Below are 15,207 nucleotides of genomic sequence, written 5' to 3'. Positions count from 1 at the left end.
AGCGGCTCTCGCGGGTGCCGAGAAGGGTGGGGTGGGGGGTGCGGTGAGGGAGGGCGGTGCGTGGGGAAGACCAGAAGCTAGGCGAACCAACCCTGCGGTGACGGGTCCGTGTTGCGCCAGATGTGCTTCGCCTCGCGGTACTCGGCGAGCCCCGCGGGCCCGAGCTCACGACCGAAGCCGGACTGCTTGAAACCGCCCCACTCGGCCTGCGGCACATACGGGTGGTAGTCGTTGATCCACACCGTGCCGATCCGGAGCCGGGTCGCGATCCGCTGGGCCCTGGCCTCGTCCGTCGTCCAGACGGCGCCGGCCAGACCGTAGATCGTGTCGTTGGCCAGCCGTACCGCCTCGTCCTCCGTGCTGAACCGTTCCACCGTCAGCACCGGACCGAACGACTCGTCCTGGACCACGGACATCGTGCTCGTGCACTCGTCCAGGACGGTCGGCAGATAGTAGAAGCCCTTGTCGTACGCGTCGCCGCTCGGCCGCTCGCCGCCGCAGCGCAGCACCGCGCCCTCGGCGATGCCCTGGGCGACGTACTCCTCGACCTTCGCGCGATGGGCCGCCGAGATCAGCGGTCCGGTCTGCGCCCGCTCGTCGAACGGGCCACCGAGCCGGATCTCGCGCGCCCGGCGGACGACCTCGTCGACGAACCGGTCGTGCAGCGAGTCCTCCACCAGCAGGCGGGCGCCCGCCGAGCACACCTGCCCCGAGTGCAGGAAGATCGCGGTCAGCGCCATGTCGACGGCCGTGTCGAAGTCGGCGTCGGCGAAGACGATGTTCGGGTTCTTGCCGCCGAGTTCCAGAGCCACCTTCTTCACGCTCGCGGCGGCATTGGCCATCAGGAACCGGCCGGTCTGGAGGCCACCGGTGAAGGAGACCAGGTCCACGTCCGGGTGGTCGGAGAGCGGTGCGCCCGCCTCGGGGCCGGCACCGAGGACCAGGTTGGCCACGCCCGCGGGCAGCCCGGCCTCCTCCAGGAGGCGCATCAGATGGATCGCGGTGTGCGGGGTCAGCTCGCTCGGCTTCAGTACGAAGGTGTTGCCGGCCGCGATCGCCGGGGCGACCTTCCAGGCCGTCTGGAGGAGGGGGTAGTTCCAGGGGGTGATCAGCGCGCACACCCCGACCGGCTCGTACACGACCCGGCTGTCGACGCCCGCCTGGCCGGTGTCGACGACCCGGCCCGTCTCGGCGGTGGCCGCCCGCCCGAAGTAGCGGAAGCAGTTCGCGATGTCGTCGATGTCGTACTCGCTCTCCACCAGCCGCTTGCCGGTGTCGAGGGACTCCGCGCGGGCGAGCGCGCCCTTGTCGCGTACGAGGAGATCGGCGACCCGAAGCAGCAGGTCACCGCGGTCGGCGGGCGAGGTGGTGGGCCAGGGGCCCTCGTCGAAGGCGCGACGCGCGGCCGCGATCGCCTCCACGGTGTCCTTGGCGCCGGCCTCGTCGACGACCGCGACCAGGCTGCCGTCGGCGGGACAGCGGATCTCACGGGTCCGCCCGTCGAGCGCGGACCGCCATGCTCCGCCGATGAAAAGTTCGGGCATGTCTCTCGTTCCTCCTGGTCAGCGCCGTACGGCAGGCGCCCTAGCGGCTGAGCGTCTAACCGGAAGACCGCGTTCTATGCCCAAGAGGGAGTCAAATGTGACAGTCGACACGCCTCGCCAGAAGTCTGGACATCCGAGGGAACCGCTCTCACCTGCTGCGGCAGCCACTCACGAGGTACCCCGATGCGGTGCTGGTGTCGACCAGCACACCACCCGTCGGCCGCGCCCGCGAGGCCCTGGCCGCCCTCGCCGAGGGGCCGACCTGGAGGAGGCGGCTCGCCGGCCGCCCGGAGGGTGGGCCCATGCGTCGCATGAGCCCACCCCGGCCGTACTACGGGTGCGACAGCTGCCCGGCGCCACCCCGTCGGCGTATCCGCTCCTGCGTGCGCTCCGTCGCCCGCGCATCGCGGCGGGCCCGCCGCCGCTCGCGGCGCAGGGACCGCGCCGTGCTGCTCGGGGTCGAGATCACGCCGTTGCGCTGGTTCCACACCTGGCGGGTGACCCAGACGTCCAGGACGCCCCAGGTCGCCGCGATCGTGCTCGCCACGGTGCTCAGCACCATGGGGAACGCCGGCCAGGAACCCGCGAGGGTGCACAGGAACGCCACCATCGCCTGAATCAGCGTCACCGCGATGATGAGGACCGCCCGCACCGCCGCCGTCCGCACCGGGTCGGGCAGCCGTCGCTTGCGCGCCGGCTCCTCGATCCACAACGGCCGGTAATGCACCAGCTCTTCGTCGCCGCGGGCGGAGAGCCTCCGTTCTTCCACCGCGACGCTCTCCCCCGTCAGGAGGCCGCGATCCGGTGCCTGAGCGCTCCGCGCCGCCACCTCGGGCGTCGCCGCTCCGTCCCCGGGCGCTACGCGCCGCTCCGCCGTGCCCATCAACTCGTCACTCCCCACCGCCGGTGGACCAACAGTCACCGGATCCCGAGACCCGGTCCCCCACTGGTGCCCGACTTCCTCCGATTCACGCCGCCTGGAAGCGGCATGCGGGGTCTGTGGCCCATTCCGCCCCCAACTCCCGTACAGAAAGACGATCGACGTGCGTCGAAGATTCCCAGGCGGCGAAAAAATCCGGCCAACCGGCCAACTTCTCCGACGGGATGCCATGGGTTCAAGTGCCCGACAGCGGGAGGCAATCTCCCCCAATGAACGGACAACTCCCCATGCCTGGTTCGCCTCGGGTGCGGAGCGCGTGCGGCGGGCTCTTCGAGATAGGTGTGAGTCGGTAGTAGGCTCACGCCGTTTGTTGACGCACATGTGTGCCCCCGGGCCTGGCGGGGGTCGAGCTGGGGGAGGCCATGCGCTTTCGCGGGAAATCGATCCGCCGGAAGATCGTGGCGCTGTTGCTCGTGCCCCTGGTGGCCCTGACCGGTGTCTGGACGTTCGCCACGGTGCTGACGGGCCGTGAGGCGAGCGATCTCTTCAGGGTGGCGGACATCGTCGAGGAGGTCGGCTTCCCCACCGAGGACACCATCCGTGTGCTCCAGCAGGAACGCCGCCAGACCCTCGTCTACCTCGCCGACCCCGGGGCCTCCGAGGCGCTCACCGCCCTCGACCGCAGCCGGGCCGCCACGGACAAGTCCGTCGAGGAGTTCCGCGAACACGCCCAGGACGCCGAGCTGCGGGACGAGATGGGCGAGGCCACCTCGCTGCAGCTCACGGCGATCCTGGACGCCCTCGACGGCCTGCCGTCCCTGCGGACCAGCGTCGAGAACGGCACGGTCCCCGTCCCGGAGGCCCTCCGCTTCTACAACGAGCTCGTCGACCCCTGCTTCACGCTGCTGTCCGACCTCCCCGCGCTCGACGACGTGGAGATGGACAAGCAGGGCCGCGCCCTGGTCAATGTCGGCCGCGCCCGCGAACTCCTCTCCCGTGAGGACGCCCTGCTCAGCTCGGTGCTGGTCGCGAACCGGATCACCCAGGACGAGATCCGCGACTTCTCCGACCTCGTCGCCCAGCGCACCCTGATGTACGACATCAGCCTGCCGCAGCTGCCCGCCTCCGAGCGCGACCGCTTCTACGGCTACTGGAAGAACGCGAGCACCGCGCCCCTGCGCTCGGTCGAACAGGCCGTCATCGGCTCCGATCCCGGCAAGCCCACCGGTGTGACCGCGAAGAGCTGGGACACCTCGGTCGAGCCCGTGCTCGCCGACCTCCGCGACCTCAGCCTCGAGGCGGGCGACCGCTATCAGGACCGCGTGCGCCCGCTGGCCACCGACGTCATCCTGAAGGCCGCCGTATCCGGGGTCCTCGGCCTCTTCGCCCTGCTCGTCTCGCTCTTCATGTCCGTCCGCATCGGCCGCGTCCTCATCCGCGACCTGCGCCGGCTCCGCCAGGAGGCCCATGACACCGCCGGGGTCCGGCTGCCCAGCGTGATGCGCCGGCTCGCCGCGGGCGAACAGGTCGACGTGGAGACCGAGGTGCCGCGCCTGGAGTACGACAAGAATGAGATCGGCGAGGTCAGCCAGGCCCTCAACACCCTGCAGCGGGCGGCCGTCGAGGCCGCCGTCAAGCAGTCCGAACTCCGCAGCGGCATCTCCGAGGTCTTCGTCAACCTCGCCCGCCGCAGCCAGGTCCTGCTCCACAAGCAGCTCACCCTCCTCGACACCATGGAACGCCGGACCGAGGACACCGACGAACTCGCCGACCTGTTCCGCCTGGACCACCTGACGACCCGTATGCGCCGGCACGCGGAGGGCCTGGTCATCCTCTCCGGCGCCGCCCCGTCCCGGCAGTGGCGCAAGCCCATCCAGCTCATGGACGTCGTCCGCGCGGCCGTCGCCGAGGTCGAGGACTACGAGCGGATCGAGGTCCGCCGCCTGCCCCGGGTCGCCGTGACCGGCCCCGCGGTCGCCGACCTCACCCACCTCGTGGCCGAACTCCTGGAGAACGCCACGGTGTTCTCGCCCCCGCACACCGCCGTGCAGGTGCACGGCGAGCGCGTCGCCAACGGCTTCACCCTGGAGATCCACGACCGGGGCCTCGGCATGTCGGCCGAGTCGCTCCTCGACGCCAACCTCAAGCTCGCCGAGACCCCCGACTTCGAACTCTCCGACACCGACCGGCTCGGTCTCTTCGTGGTCAGCCGGCTCGCCCAGCGGCAGAAGGTCCGCGTCTCCCTCCAGCCCTCCCCGTACGGCGGCACCACGGCCGTGGTGTTCATCCCGGACGCCCTGCTCACCGACGACGTCCCCGACACCAACGGCATCGGCTTCCGTCTCGACCGCGCCCACCCCACCCGCGAGGCCGAACTGGAGGAGGAGCGCAACGCGGCACTCTCCCAGGTGCCGGTCCGGCTTCCCGGGCTCACCTCCGCCATCCTGGACGGCCCGGTGGAGCTGGAGGCCCCGGTCGACCTGGAGCCTCTGGGCGGTTTCCCGGGCGCCCTGACCGACGAGGACGCCGAGCGGAGCGGCCTGTTCCGGCCCCGCCGCTCCCTCACCGGCGTCGCCGACGAGCAGCAGCGGGCTGCCCGTGACGGCGAAGGGCAGCAGGCCCCGCTCACCGATCCCGACCCGACGCTCGGCCCCGTCCCGCTGCCCCAGCGCCGGACCCCGCACCTCGTCAGCTCCCACGGCCGTTCGGTGACCGGGTCCAGGTCGAGGCACACGGAGGACGAGCCCGAGCAGGGCCGTACGCCCGGTCCCGAGCAGGGTGCCGAAACGCGGCCGCTCACCGCCCTGCGCGGTGACCGCGCCGAACCGCCGGTCCACCCCGGAACCGACCGCCCCGGACCCACTGTCCCCCCGGGGGCGCACCCCGCCGGAGCGCGGCCCCCCGGCGGGTACGAGGGCCACGCCCTGCCCCAGCGCCGCCGTACGCCCCCTTCGGACGACGCCGCCCCGACGACCTCGCAGTACGGGGTGGGCGAGCCCACCCCGCGCACGGACACGACGACCGACCAGGCAGAATCAACGTCGAGCCCGCTGCCCCGTCGCGTCCGACAGGCCAGCCTGGCACCGCAGTTGAAGGACGGCCCCGACCGGCGTGCCGAACGCGACAGGTCCCGTCCCGAGCGGCGCCCGGACCTCGGCGAACGCGACGCCGACGAGGTACGCAGCCGTATGGCCTCGCTCCAACGGGGTTGGCAGCGCGGCCGCGAGGAGAACGCCGAGGGCGACGACGCCCACGACGTCTCAGCACCACGAGGAACGACTAAGGGGGACGGTCGATGACCGCACCGAAGGCCGAGGGGCCCACCGCGACCGGCACGTCCGGCGAGCTGAACTGGCTCCTGGACGACCTGGTGGAGCGCGTCGCCAGCATCCGCAAGGCGCTCGTGCTCTCCAGCGACGGACTGCCCACGGGCGTCTCCAACGACCTCACCAGGGAGGACAGCGAGCATCTGGCCGCCGTCTCCTCCGGATTCCACAGCCTCGCCAAGGGCGTCGGCCGGCACTTCGAGGCGGGCAGTGTCCGGCAGACCGTCGTCGAACTCGACGAGGCCTTCCTCTTCGTCACGGCGGCCGGCGACGGCAGCTGCCTCGCCGTCCTGGCCGACGCCGACGCCGACATCGGTCAGGTGGCCTACGAGATGACCCTCCTGGTCAAGCGGGTCGGGGTACATCTGGGCTCCGCCCCGCGCACCGATGTGCCCCAGGGCGGGTAGTGGGATGGCATGAGCCGAGACGGTCAGGGAAGAAGCCACTGGTTCGACGACGAGGCCGGACCAGTGGTGCGTCCGTACGCGATGACGCGCGGCCGGACCAACCACGCGATCCAGCACCGCCTCGACCTGATCGCCGTGGTCGTCACGGAACCGCACGTCGACGACCCGGAGGAGGACCACTCCCTCTCCCCTGAGCACGTCCGTATCGTCGAGCTCTGCCGTGACACCCCCCAGTCGGTGGCCGAACTGGCCGCCGACCTGGACCTCCCCATCGGAGTGGTCCGCGTCCTCGTCGGAGACCTCGTGGACGAGGAACTCGTCCACGTGACCCGCCCCGTACCGCCTGCCGAGCTGGTGGACGAGAGCATCCTGCGCGACGTGATCAATGGCCTCCGGGCGCTCTGAGCAGCGCGTTCACGAGCCGTCAGCGAAACCCCGGGCGGCGGGGGCCACGGCCCACCCGTCGCGCGACAACCACCAGCAGGAGAAGAGACCGATGATCCTCGGGCGCTCTGAGCGCGGCAAACCTCCGGTCGAGCCCGTCACGCTCAAGATCCTCGTGGCGGGCGGCTTCGGTGTGGGCAAGACGACCTGCGTCGGCGCGGTCAGCGAGATCAAGCCGCTGCGCACCGAGGAGGTGCTCACCGAGGCGGGCCGCCCGGTCGACGACACCAGGGGTGTGGAGAACAAGACGACCACCACCGTCGCCATGGACTTCGGCCGCATCACCCTCCGCGAGGACCTCGTCCTGTACCTGTTCGGCACCCCCGGCCAGGACCGCTTCTGGTTCCTCTGGGACGAGCTCGCCTCCGGTGCCCTCGGCGCCGTGGTGCTCGTCGACACACGTCGCCTGGAGGACTGCTTCGCCGCCGTCGACTACTTCGAACGGCGCTCCATACCCTTCGTGATCGGCGTCAACTGCTTCGACGAGGCCGCGCGTTACCCGGCCGAGACCGTCCGCCGGGCCCTCGACCTCGACCCGGACGTGCCGGTCGTGCTGTGCGACGCGCGTCAGCGGGACTCGGTCAAGGACGTCCTGGTCTCCGTCGTCCGGCACGCGATGGCCTACGCGGCGGAGCACCGCCAGCCCCTCACCACCTGAGGCACGGCCCGTACCCCCGCCGACAGGGGTACGAGCCGTGGCCATGGGCACGCGCGCGTGGACCCCGTCCACGCGAAGGACGCGCGCACGCGCGCGTGGGCCTCGCTCTCAGCTGTCGTCCTCTCAGCTGTCGTCGTCCTCGTGCCAGCCGAGGCTCTTCTCCACCGCCTTGCGCCAGTTGTGGTACTCGCGGTCACGGACGGAGGCCTCCATGGCCGGTGTCCACTCGACGTCCTTCCGCCAGTGCGACTTCAGTTCGTCCAGGTCGTTCCACACCCCGGTCGCGAGCCCGGCCGCGTACGCGGCTCCCAGGCAGGTCGTCTCCGAGACCCGCGGCCGGATCACCGGCACGTCCAGGACGTCCGCCTGATGCTGCATCAGCAGGTTGTTCTTGGTCATGCCGCCGTCGACCTTGAGGGTCGTGATGTGCACCCCCGAGTCCTGGAACATGGCGTCCACGACCTCCCGCGTCTGCCAGCTGGTCGCCTCCAGCACCGCCCGCGCGAGATGCGCCTTGGTGACGTACCTCGTCAGCCCGGTGACGACCCCGCGCGCGTCCGAGCGCCAGTAGGGGGCGAACAGGCCCGAGAACGCGGGCACGATGTACGCCCCGCCGTTGTCGTCCACGCTCGCCGCCAGGGGTTCGATCTCGTCGGCGGTACGGATGATGCCGAGCTGGTCGCGGAACCACTGCACCAGGGCGCCCGTGATCGCGATCGACCCCTCCAGGCAGTACACCGGCGCCTCGCTGCCGATCTTGTACCCCATGGTCGTGAGCAGCCCGTTCTTCGACGGCACGGGCCGGTTCCCGGTGTTGAGCAGCAGGAAGCTGCCGGTGCCGTACGTGTTCTTGGCCGTGCCCACGTCGTAGCAGGCCTGGCCGAACACCGCCGCCTGCTGGTCACCGAGCGCCGAGGCGACGGGTACGCCGGCGAGTGGGCCCACGGCGGTGCCGTACACCTCCGCGGAGGACCTGATCTCCGGAAGGACCGCCTCGGGGACGTTCATCGCGGAGAGGATCGAGGTGTCCCACTGGAGGCTCTCCAGGTTCATCAGCATGGTGCGCCCGGCGTTGGTGACGTCGGTGACGTGCCGGCCGCCGTCCGTGCCCCCGGTCAGGTTCCAGATCAGCCAGGAGTCGATCGTGCCGAAGGCGATCTCGCCGCGCTCGGCTCGGGCCCTGAGGCCGGGCACGTTGTCGAGCAGCCAGGTGGCCTTCGGGCCGGAGAAGTAGCTGGCCAGCGGTAGGCCCGTCTGTTCACGGAAGCGGTCCTGCCCGTCCGAGCCGCCGAGTTCGCTGCAGAGCGCCGAGGTTCGTGTGTCCTGCCAGACGATCGCGTTGTGCACGGGCTTGCCCGTGGCGCGGTCCCACAGGACCGTCGTCTCGCGCTGGTTGGTGATGCCGAGCGCGCTGATCTGGTCCGCGCGCAGGCCCGCCTTGGCGATCGCCCCGGCGACCACCGCCTGCACCTTCGACCAGATCTCGGTGGCGTCGTGCTCCACCCAGCCCGGTTTGGGGAAGATCTGGCGGTGTTCGCGCTGGTCGACGGCGACGATGGCGCCGCTGTGGTCGAAGATGATGCAGCGGCTCGAAGTGGTGCCCTGGTCGATGGCGGCGACGTACTTCTGGGCGTTGTCCGGCATGACGTCCCCTCATGTCTTCCGTCGGTTGAGTCAGAAGGCTGCGTTGTAGATGAGGCCCGCGAGGACGCCGCCGACCAGGGGGCCGACGACCGGGATCCAGGCGTAACCCCAGTCCGAGGTGCCCTTGTTCGGGATCGGCAGGAAGGTGTGCACGATGCGCGGGCCGAGGTCACGGGCCGGGTTGATCGCGTAGCCGGTGGGTCCGCCGAGGGAGAGACCGATGCCGACGACCAGGAAGGACACCAGCAGGACCGAGATGCCGGAGCCGTAGATCCCGGCCTCTTCACCGGGGATCTGGCCGATGCCGATGCCCGTGTTCCGTCCGAAGGCGAGGATCGGCAGGACCAGGGCGATCGTCGCGATGATCTCCGTGATCAGGTTGGCGGCCGGGTTCCGGATCTCCGGGATGGTGGAGAAGATGCCCAGGGTCGGCGTCGGCTCGTCGGCCGTGCCCTCCGTGGTGCCCTCCTTGCGGACGTTCGCCTGGAACTGCGCGAGATAGACGAGGTACGCGAGGACCGCGCCGACCATCGCGCCGAGCATCTGGCCGAGCAGGTACACCCAGACCTTGTCCCAGGTGCCGGTGTCGACCGCGATCCCCAGCGTCACGGCCGGGTTGAGGTGTCCGCCCGACAAGGGCGCGGCGGTGTAGGCGCCCGCCAGCACGGCGAAGCCCCAGCCGAACGCGATGACGATCCAGCCCGATGCCCTCGCCTTCGAGAACCTGAGAGTGACGGCGGCGCACACACCGGCGCCGAACAGAATCAGGATCGCCGTACCGATGACCTCACCGACGAATATGTCTCCGTTGCTCATGGCGGCTCCTTGGCCCCGGCCCGGAGTGCTCGACCCCGGACCTTCCGTGCAGGGTGCGTTCCCATGGCTGATGCAGCCGAAGGCAGGGAGGGGCCCGCGCCCCGCCCGGCGTCCGTGACGAGCGTGCCGTCGCAGCCGAATCGCCCGTGGGGATGGCCTGTTGCGCAGGCGGGAAGCCCGAGCGGCGCAGTGCACAAAGACGCCCGAATCCGGCGATGCCGACCGACACCGGAAGTGTTCACCGGCACCCAGGGGGCGTCAAGAACACGGACAGCAATGGTTGGAGACGGCTACGGGGCGCACACACCCGCGCGGCCCCGACCCGGCACCGACGGGGCACGGAAGCGGGCGGGAGGCGGCGTGTGCGTGGAGGGGGGCGGCCGTCTCTCCCGGCAAGCCGCCGACCGGATCGCCGAACGGCCGGCCTGCTGTCACTTCGGGCTCTCAGCGGGCCTGCGCCAGGACGTCACCGGTCTCCGGACGCGCGAGTATCGCCGGCTCCGCGACCCCTCCCGCGTCAGGTCGACGATCGGCTGGAAGGCGAAGCGGAGCGTGTCCCATCGGGAGCGCGCGAGGATGATGGCGCTGCCGACGCGGCCCCGGACGCGATGGGCGCGCTGTTCACGCGGGATCCCCCGGCCGTCACAGCCGAGCGCGCACACCTGCCCGAGCCTCACCGAACCGCGATCACCGCCGATCCGTGACCGAACAGCCCCTGGTTGGCGCTGATTCCCACCCGCGCCCCCTCGACCTGCCGGTCGGTCGCCTCGCCCCGCAACTGCCGTACCAGCTCGCACACCTGGGCGATCGCCTGCGCCGGAACCGCCTCCCCGAAGGAGGCCAGCCCGCCGCTGACGTTCACCGGTATGCGCCCGCCCAGCGTCGTCACGCCGTCCCGGAGCAGCTTCGCGGCCTCGCCCTCGCCGCACAGCCCCAGATCCTCGTACCACTGCAACTCCAGCGCCGTGGACAGGTCGTAGACCTCGGCGAACGAGAGATCCTCAGGGCCGGCACCCGCCTCCTCGTACGCGGCCCGCGCGATCGACGCCCGGAACGTCTCGTCCGGCGGCGCCACCGCGACCGCCGAATCCGTGGCGATGTCCGGCAGATCCAGCACCGTGTTGGGATAGCGGGGCGTCACCGTGGCCACCGCCCGTATCCGCACGGGTTCGGCCACTCCGTGCCGCCGCGCGAACTCCATGCTGGACAGCACGAGCGCCGCACCCCCGTCCGAGGTCGCACAGATGTCCAGCAGCCGCAGCGGATCGGCGACCACGGCGGAGGCCGCGACCTCCTCGGCGGTGACCCGCTTGCGATAGCGCGCGAACGGATTGAGCGCCCCCAGCGCGGAGTTCTTCACCTTGACCCGCGCGAAGTCCTCCGGTGTGTCCCCGTGGACCGCCATCCGTCGCCGCGCGTACAACCCGAAGTACGTCGGATTGGTGGCCCCGAGGACCCGGAACCGCAGCCAGTCCGGATCGTCCGCCCGGTCCCCGCCGGCGGGCCGGAAGAACCCCTTCGGGGCAGAGTCCGCACCCACGACGAGCACCACGTCCGCGAGGCCGGCGAGGATCTGGGCGCGCGCGGTGCCCACCGCCTGCGCCCCGGACGCGCAGGCCGCGTACACGCTCGTGACCCGGGCCCCCTGCCAGCCCAGCGCCTTCGCGAAGGTCGCCCCCGCCACATGGCCCGGATAACCGCCACGCACCGTGTCCGCGCCGACGATCGAGCCGACGTCCCGCCAGTCGACCCCCGCGTCGGCCAGCGCCGCACGCGCCGCCACCGTCCCGTACTCGACGAAACTCCTTCCCCACTTGCCCCATGGGTGCATGCCCGCGCCCAGCACCGCCACCTCGCCAGTCACGCCCTCACCCCCGTCGGCCGCCAGTGCCATGTAGTCCAGGTCGTCTCCGCGTCCTCGTTCAGCACACCGGGAACGACCTCCACCTCCATGCCCACCGCCAGATCGGCGACGGTGACCCCGGGAACCGCCTGTCCCAGCACCACGAGGCGTTCTTCGGCCAGTTCCACAGCGATCAACGCGTACGGTTCCCACGGAAGTTCCGGATCGGACACGTAGGGTGACGGAGGCCGGTACCGGCCGTCGGTGTACGACCACACACGGCCCCGGCGCGACAACGGGACCTCGCGCAGGTCGCCGCCCGGGCAGCCCGGGTTGCGGCAGAAGGCGTCCTCACGTGGGAAGAACACCGAGGCGCACGCCGAACATCGTGTGCCGAGCAGCCGGAACTCCTCGCCCTCCCCGGTGAACCAGCCGACGACCACAGGTGCGCGACTTCGCGACAAAGTCCCTCCCAGGTGAACAGATCTGATGAACCGTCAGAAAGTCTGGCACGGGCATCTCGAATTGGGCAGGTTCCGGCAGAACCAACCAGCCCCGGCAGGCGTCGGAGTATCGGGAGGACCGGCCGGGGCCCACGGGGGTGGTTCCGGCCGGCCCTCACCCGTACCGGCAGGCTCCGCGGCGTGGCGCATTGACCCGCCCCGGTAAGACGACCAGCAGATGATCGGATACAGTCCGCCGCGTGTCCGCGAACCAACAGCCAACCGCCAACTTCGCACCGAACTCGCATTGTTCGAGCTGCGGAGCGCCCTACGGAGAGGGCGTTTCCGGCTGGCCCCGCACCTGCGAGGCCTGCCGCACCGTGGCCTACCGCAATCCGCTCCCCGTCGCGGTGGCCCTCCAGCCCGTGTACGACACCAAGGGCACAGCCCTCGTCGTGATCACACGGACCATCGCCCCCGCGCGTGGGGGCACCGCCCTGCCCGGCGGCTTCATCGACCACCGGGAGGACTGGCGGCACGCCGTCGTCCGTGAGCTCAAGGAGGAGACGGGCATCTGCGTGGCCGACCGCGACGTGCGCCTCGCCGACGCCATGAGCTCACCCGACGGTCATCTGCTGCTGTTCGGGCTGCTCCCGGAGCGCCCGGCCGCCACCCTGCCGGAGTCCGCCGCCACGGACGAGACGGAGGGCTGGCACCTGCTGCGCAGGCCCACCGAACTCGCCTTCCCCCTGCACACCCTGGCCGTCCAGGCGTTCTTCGACGGCCGCTACATCTGAGCCGAAGCCACGCCTGAGCCGAACCCGGGCTCACTCCCGGTCGAGCCCACGTACCCGCACGGGATACGGAGGCTCGACCGGACCCCCCTCCCCGTCCAGCTCCACGACCACACGCGGCCCCTCCCGACGCACCGTGTACCGCTCCACCTCCGGCTCGTCCCAGCCGTCGCCCGCGTCCGGCACCACGAGCCCACCCCCCGTCCGCCCGTGCGCGGGTGCCCACACCTCCAGCTCCAGGCCGCCGTCGGCGCCCCGGACCGGCAACACGGCACCCGCGCGCGCGAGTACCGGGACACGCGACAGGGGCGCCTCCAGCAGCACCTGCCCCGGCCCTTCGTACGCCCGTCCGGTCACCGTGTCGTACCAGCGCCCCCGCGGCAGCTGCACCGCACGCCGGTCCGCGCCCGGGTCCAGCACCGGCGCCACCAGCAGACAGTCACCCAGCAGGAACGCGTCCTCGCAGTCGCGCAGCGCCCGGTCCTCGGGCGCACCCCACCACAGCGGGCGCACATAGGGCGCCCCGGTACGACGCGCCAGATGGGCCAGCGTCATGAAGTACGGCAACAGCCGCCGCCGCTCGACGAGGGCCACGCGCGCGTGCTCGAGGATCTCGTCCCCGAACTCCCACGGCTCCCGACGCCCCGCCCGCAGACTGGCGTGCGTACGGAACAGCGGCAGATACGCGCCCAGCTGGAACCACCGCAGATACAGCTCCGGTGACGGACTGCCGTCGAACCCGCCCACGTCCGGCCCCGAGTACGGCACCCCGCACAATCCGAGCCCCAGCACCAGCGAGAGCGACGCCCGCAGCCCGGGCCAGCCCGTCGCCACGTCCCCGGACCACGTCCCTCCGTACCGCTGCATGCCGGCCCACCCGGAGCGCGAGAAGACGAACGGCCGCTCCTGGGGCACCAGCTGACGCAGGCCCTCGTACCCGGCGCGGGCCATGCACAGCGCGTACACGTTGTGCGCCTCGCGATGATCACCGCCCCGGCCCTCCAGGTCGTGCCGGACCGACCGGGGCAGCGTGTTCTCACCGAACGCCGTGAACGACGTCGGCTCGTTCATGTCGTGCCAGAACCCGGCGAAACCCTGCGCCAGACGCTCCTCGTAGAGACCGCCCCACCACGCGCGCGTACGCGCGTGCGTGAAGTCCGGAAAGACCGACTCCCCGGGCCACACGAGACCCTCCACGACCTGCCCGGCGGCATCCCGCACGAACGCGTCCTCGGCCGTCCCGCTGTCGTACACCGCGTTGCCCGGCCGCGCCTCGACCGCCGCGTCGACGATCGACACCAGCCGTATCCCGTCGCGCCGCAAGTCCTCCGCGAGAACCGGCAGCTTCGGGAAGTTCTCCGCGTCGACCGTGAACACCCGATGGGCGTCGTAGTGATCGATGTCCAGATGAACCGCGTCGAGCGGCAGACCGCGCTCCCGATAGCCCGCGACGATCCGCCGCACCTCCCGCTCACTCCCGAAACCCCACCGCGCGTGATGATGCCCCAACGCCCACGCGGGCGGCAGCGCCGGAGCCCCCGTGAGAGCGGCCCAGGCATGCAGCACGCGCGCGGGGGTGCCCACTATCACCCAACAGCGCAGCGGCCCCCCGTCCATCCGCAGCTCCGACGTCCCGGCCCGGTCGTGCCCCGACCCGGCACCCTCCTCGCCCTCGCGCAGCGTGACCGTGCCGTCCCACGTGGTGTCGTGGAACACCAGATGCGTGGCCGCGTCGGCCACCACCATCTGCACCGGCATCGTGATGTACAGCGGATCGTCGCCGGGCGCGAACGTATGACCGGGGTCCGTGTTCCACAGCCGGTACGTCCCGCCCCGGAGCCGGGGCCCGGCCGCCCGGCCGCCCAGACCGAAGAACCGCGCGTCGGCCGCCACCTCCGAACGCTGCACCCACCGCGCCTCGCCCCCACCGACCGGCTCCCACCACCGGGGCGGCAGATCACGCCGCAGGGTCACTCCACCGGGCGTACGCACCTCGACGGCGCCGTGCCGCGACACGACGACCGTCACCCGCTCCGCCACGACCCGCCAGCCACCGTCCTTGTCCGGCTCCAGAACGGCCCGCGGATCCGGCTCCGGGCACCGGCCCGCGAGCGCGTACGACGGCTCCGGCCCGGCCCCGTCCCAGCCCCAGAAGACCGCCCCGTTCACATCGACGGTGACCCGCAGCGCGGACCGGCCGAACCGGACGATCCCGCCGCCGGGGGCCGGCTCCACATCCACCACCGGACCGGGCACCCGGGCCCGCTCGGCGCCCCGCGGCGGCAACCCGAGGGCGTCGGCACGCCTCCTGCGCCATGCGGCCCGTACGGTGCGCAGCCCCTGAGCCGCCCCCGCCGAACCGATCGCCTTCACCGAACGCACCAGGTCACGACCGTTCATGCCGCTCA

The 15,207-nt window shown here is 71.5% G+C and carries 12 protein-coding genes; 5 read left to right on the top strand and 7 right to left on the bottom strand.

Going from position 1 to position 15,207, the window contains the following annotated elements; translation table 11 throughout:
• Positions 1-77: 77 nt before the first annotated feature.
• The gene (locus OG202_RS09265; protein ID WP_326584189.1) at positions 78-1,544 is read right to left on the bottom strand and encodes an aldehyde dehydrogenase family protein; all 1,467 of its coding nucleotides are present in this window, start codon (positions 1,542-1,544) and stop codon (positions 78-80) included.
• 331 nt (positions 1,545-1,875) lie between these two features.
• A complete protein-coding gene (locus OG202_RS09260) occupies positions 1,876-2,427 on the bottom strand; it encodes a hypothetical protein (RefSeq protein ID WP_326584190.1) in 552 nt (183 codons plus the stop codon).
• A 419-nt stretch (positions 2,428-2,846) separates the two neighbouring features.
• Here OG202_RS09260 and OG202_RS09255 point away from each other — a divergent pair, with 419 nt between their 5' ends.
• From OG202_RS09255 to OG202_RS09240, 4 genes are all read left to right on the top strand, one after another.
• Complete coding sequence (locus tag OG202_RS09255; protein ID WP_326584191.1) at positions 2,847-5,723, top strand: nitrate- and nitrite sensing domain-containing protein; 2,877 nt, start codon at positions 2,847-2,849, stop codon at positions 5,721-5,723.
• On the top strand, positions 5,720-6,157 hold the full coding sequence (locus OG202_RS09250) for a roadblock/LC7 domain-containing protein (RefSeq protein WP_326584192.1): 438 nt from the start codon (positions 5,720-5,722) through the stop codon (positions 6,155-6,157). Before OG202_RS09255 ends, OG202_RS09250 begins: the two co-directional genes overlap by 4 nt.
• A 9-nt stretch (positions 6,158-6,166) precedes the next feature.
• Positions 6,167-6,562 carry a DUF742 domain-containing protein gene (locus OG202_RS09245; protein WP_326584193.1) on the top strand — a complete coding sequence of 132 codons (396 nt, stop codon included), beginning with the start codon at positions 6,167-6,169 and terminating at the stop codon, positions 6,560-6,562.
• A gap of 91 nt (positions 6,563-6,653) precedes the next feature.
• Positions 6,654-7,259 (top strand): GTP-binding protein, encoded by a 606-nt coding sequence (locus OG202_RS09240; protein WP_326584194.1) that lies wholly within the window; start codon positions 6,654-6,656, stop codon positions 7,257-7,259.
• Between the two features lie 123 nt (positions 7,260-7,382).
• On the opposite strand, the gene glpK is transcribed toward OG202_RS09240, so the two are convergent.
• The 4 genes from glpK to OG202_RS09220 all read right to left on the bottom strand — a co-directional run bounded on the left by glpK (position 7,383) and on the right by OG202_RS09220 (position 12,005).
• Positions 7,383-8,903 (bottom strand): glycerol kinase GlpK, encoded by a 1,521-nt coding sequence (glpK, locus tag OG202_RS09235; RefSeq protein ID WP_326584195.1) that lies wholly within the window; start codon positions 8,901-8,903, stop codon positions 7,383-7,385.
• 30 nt (positions 8,904-8,933) lie between these two features.
• Positions 8,934-9,719: an MIP/aquaporin family protein gene (locus OG202_RS09230; RefSeq protein ID WP_326584196.1), complete on the bottom strand. Its 786-nt coding sequence runs from the start codon at positions 9,717-9,719 to the stop codon at positions 8,934-8,936.
• Between the two features lie 673 nt (positions 9,720-10,392).
• Entirely contained in the window at positions 10,393-11,583 is a 1,191-nt protein-coding gene (locus tag OG202_RS09225; RefSeq protein ID WP_328222588.1) for a lipid-transfer protein, read from the bottom strand.
• Positions 11,580-12,005: a Zn-ribbon domain-containing OB-fold protein gene (locus OG202_RS09220; protein ID WP_326585914.1), complete on the bottom strand. Its 426-nt coding sequence runs from the start codon at positions 12,003-12,005 to the stop codon at positions 11,580-11,582. The genes OG202_RS09225 and OG202_RS09220 overlap by 4 nt, the downstream gene beginning before the upstream one ends.
• Positions 12,006-12,265: 260 nt before the next feature.
• Here OG202_RS09220 and OG202_RS09215 point away from each other — a divergent pair, with 260 nt between their 5' ends.
• Entirely contained in the window at positions 12,266-12,802 is a 537-nt protein-coding gene (locus OG202_RS09215) for an NUDIX domain-containing protein (RefSeq protein ID WP_326584197.1), read from the top strand.
• Positions 12,803-12,832: 30 nt separating this feature from the next.
• On the opposite strand, the gene OG202_RS09210 is transcribed toward OG202_RS09215, so the two are convergent.
• A complete protein-coding gene (locus tag OG202_RS09210) occupies positions 12,833-15,199 on the bottom strand; it encodes a glycoside hydrolase family 31 protein (RefSeq protein ID WP_328222587.1) in 2,367 nt (788 codons plus the stop codon).
• Positions 15,200-15,207 lie beyond the last annotated feature (8 nt).

The sequence above is a fragment of the Streptomyces sp. NBC_00310 genome (assembly GCF_036208085.1).
In the GTDB taxonomy this organism is placed as follows: domain Bacteria; phylum Actinomycetota; class Actinomycetes; order Streptomycetales; family Streptomycetaceae; genus Streptomyces.
This window is presented reverse-complemented; position numbering and strand designations above follow the sequence as displayed.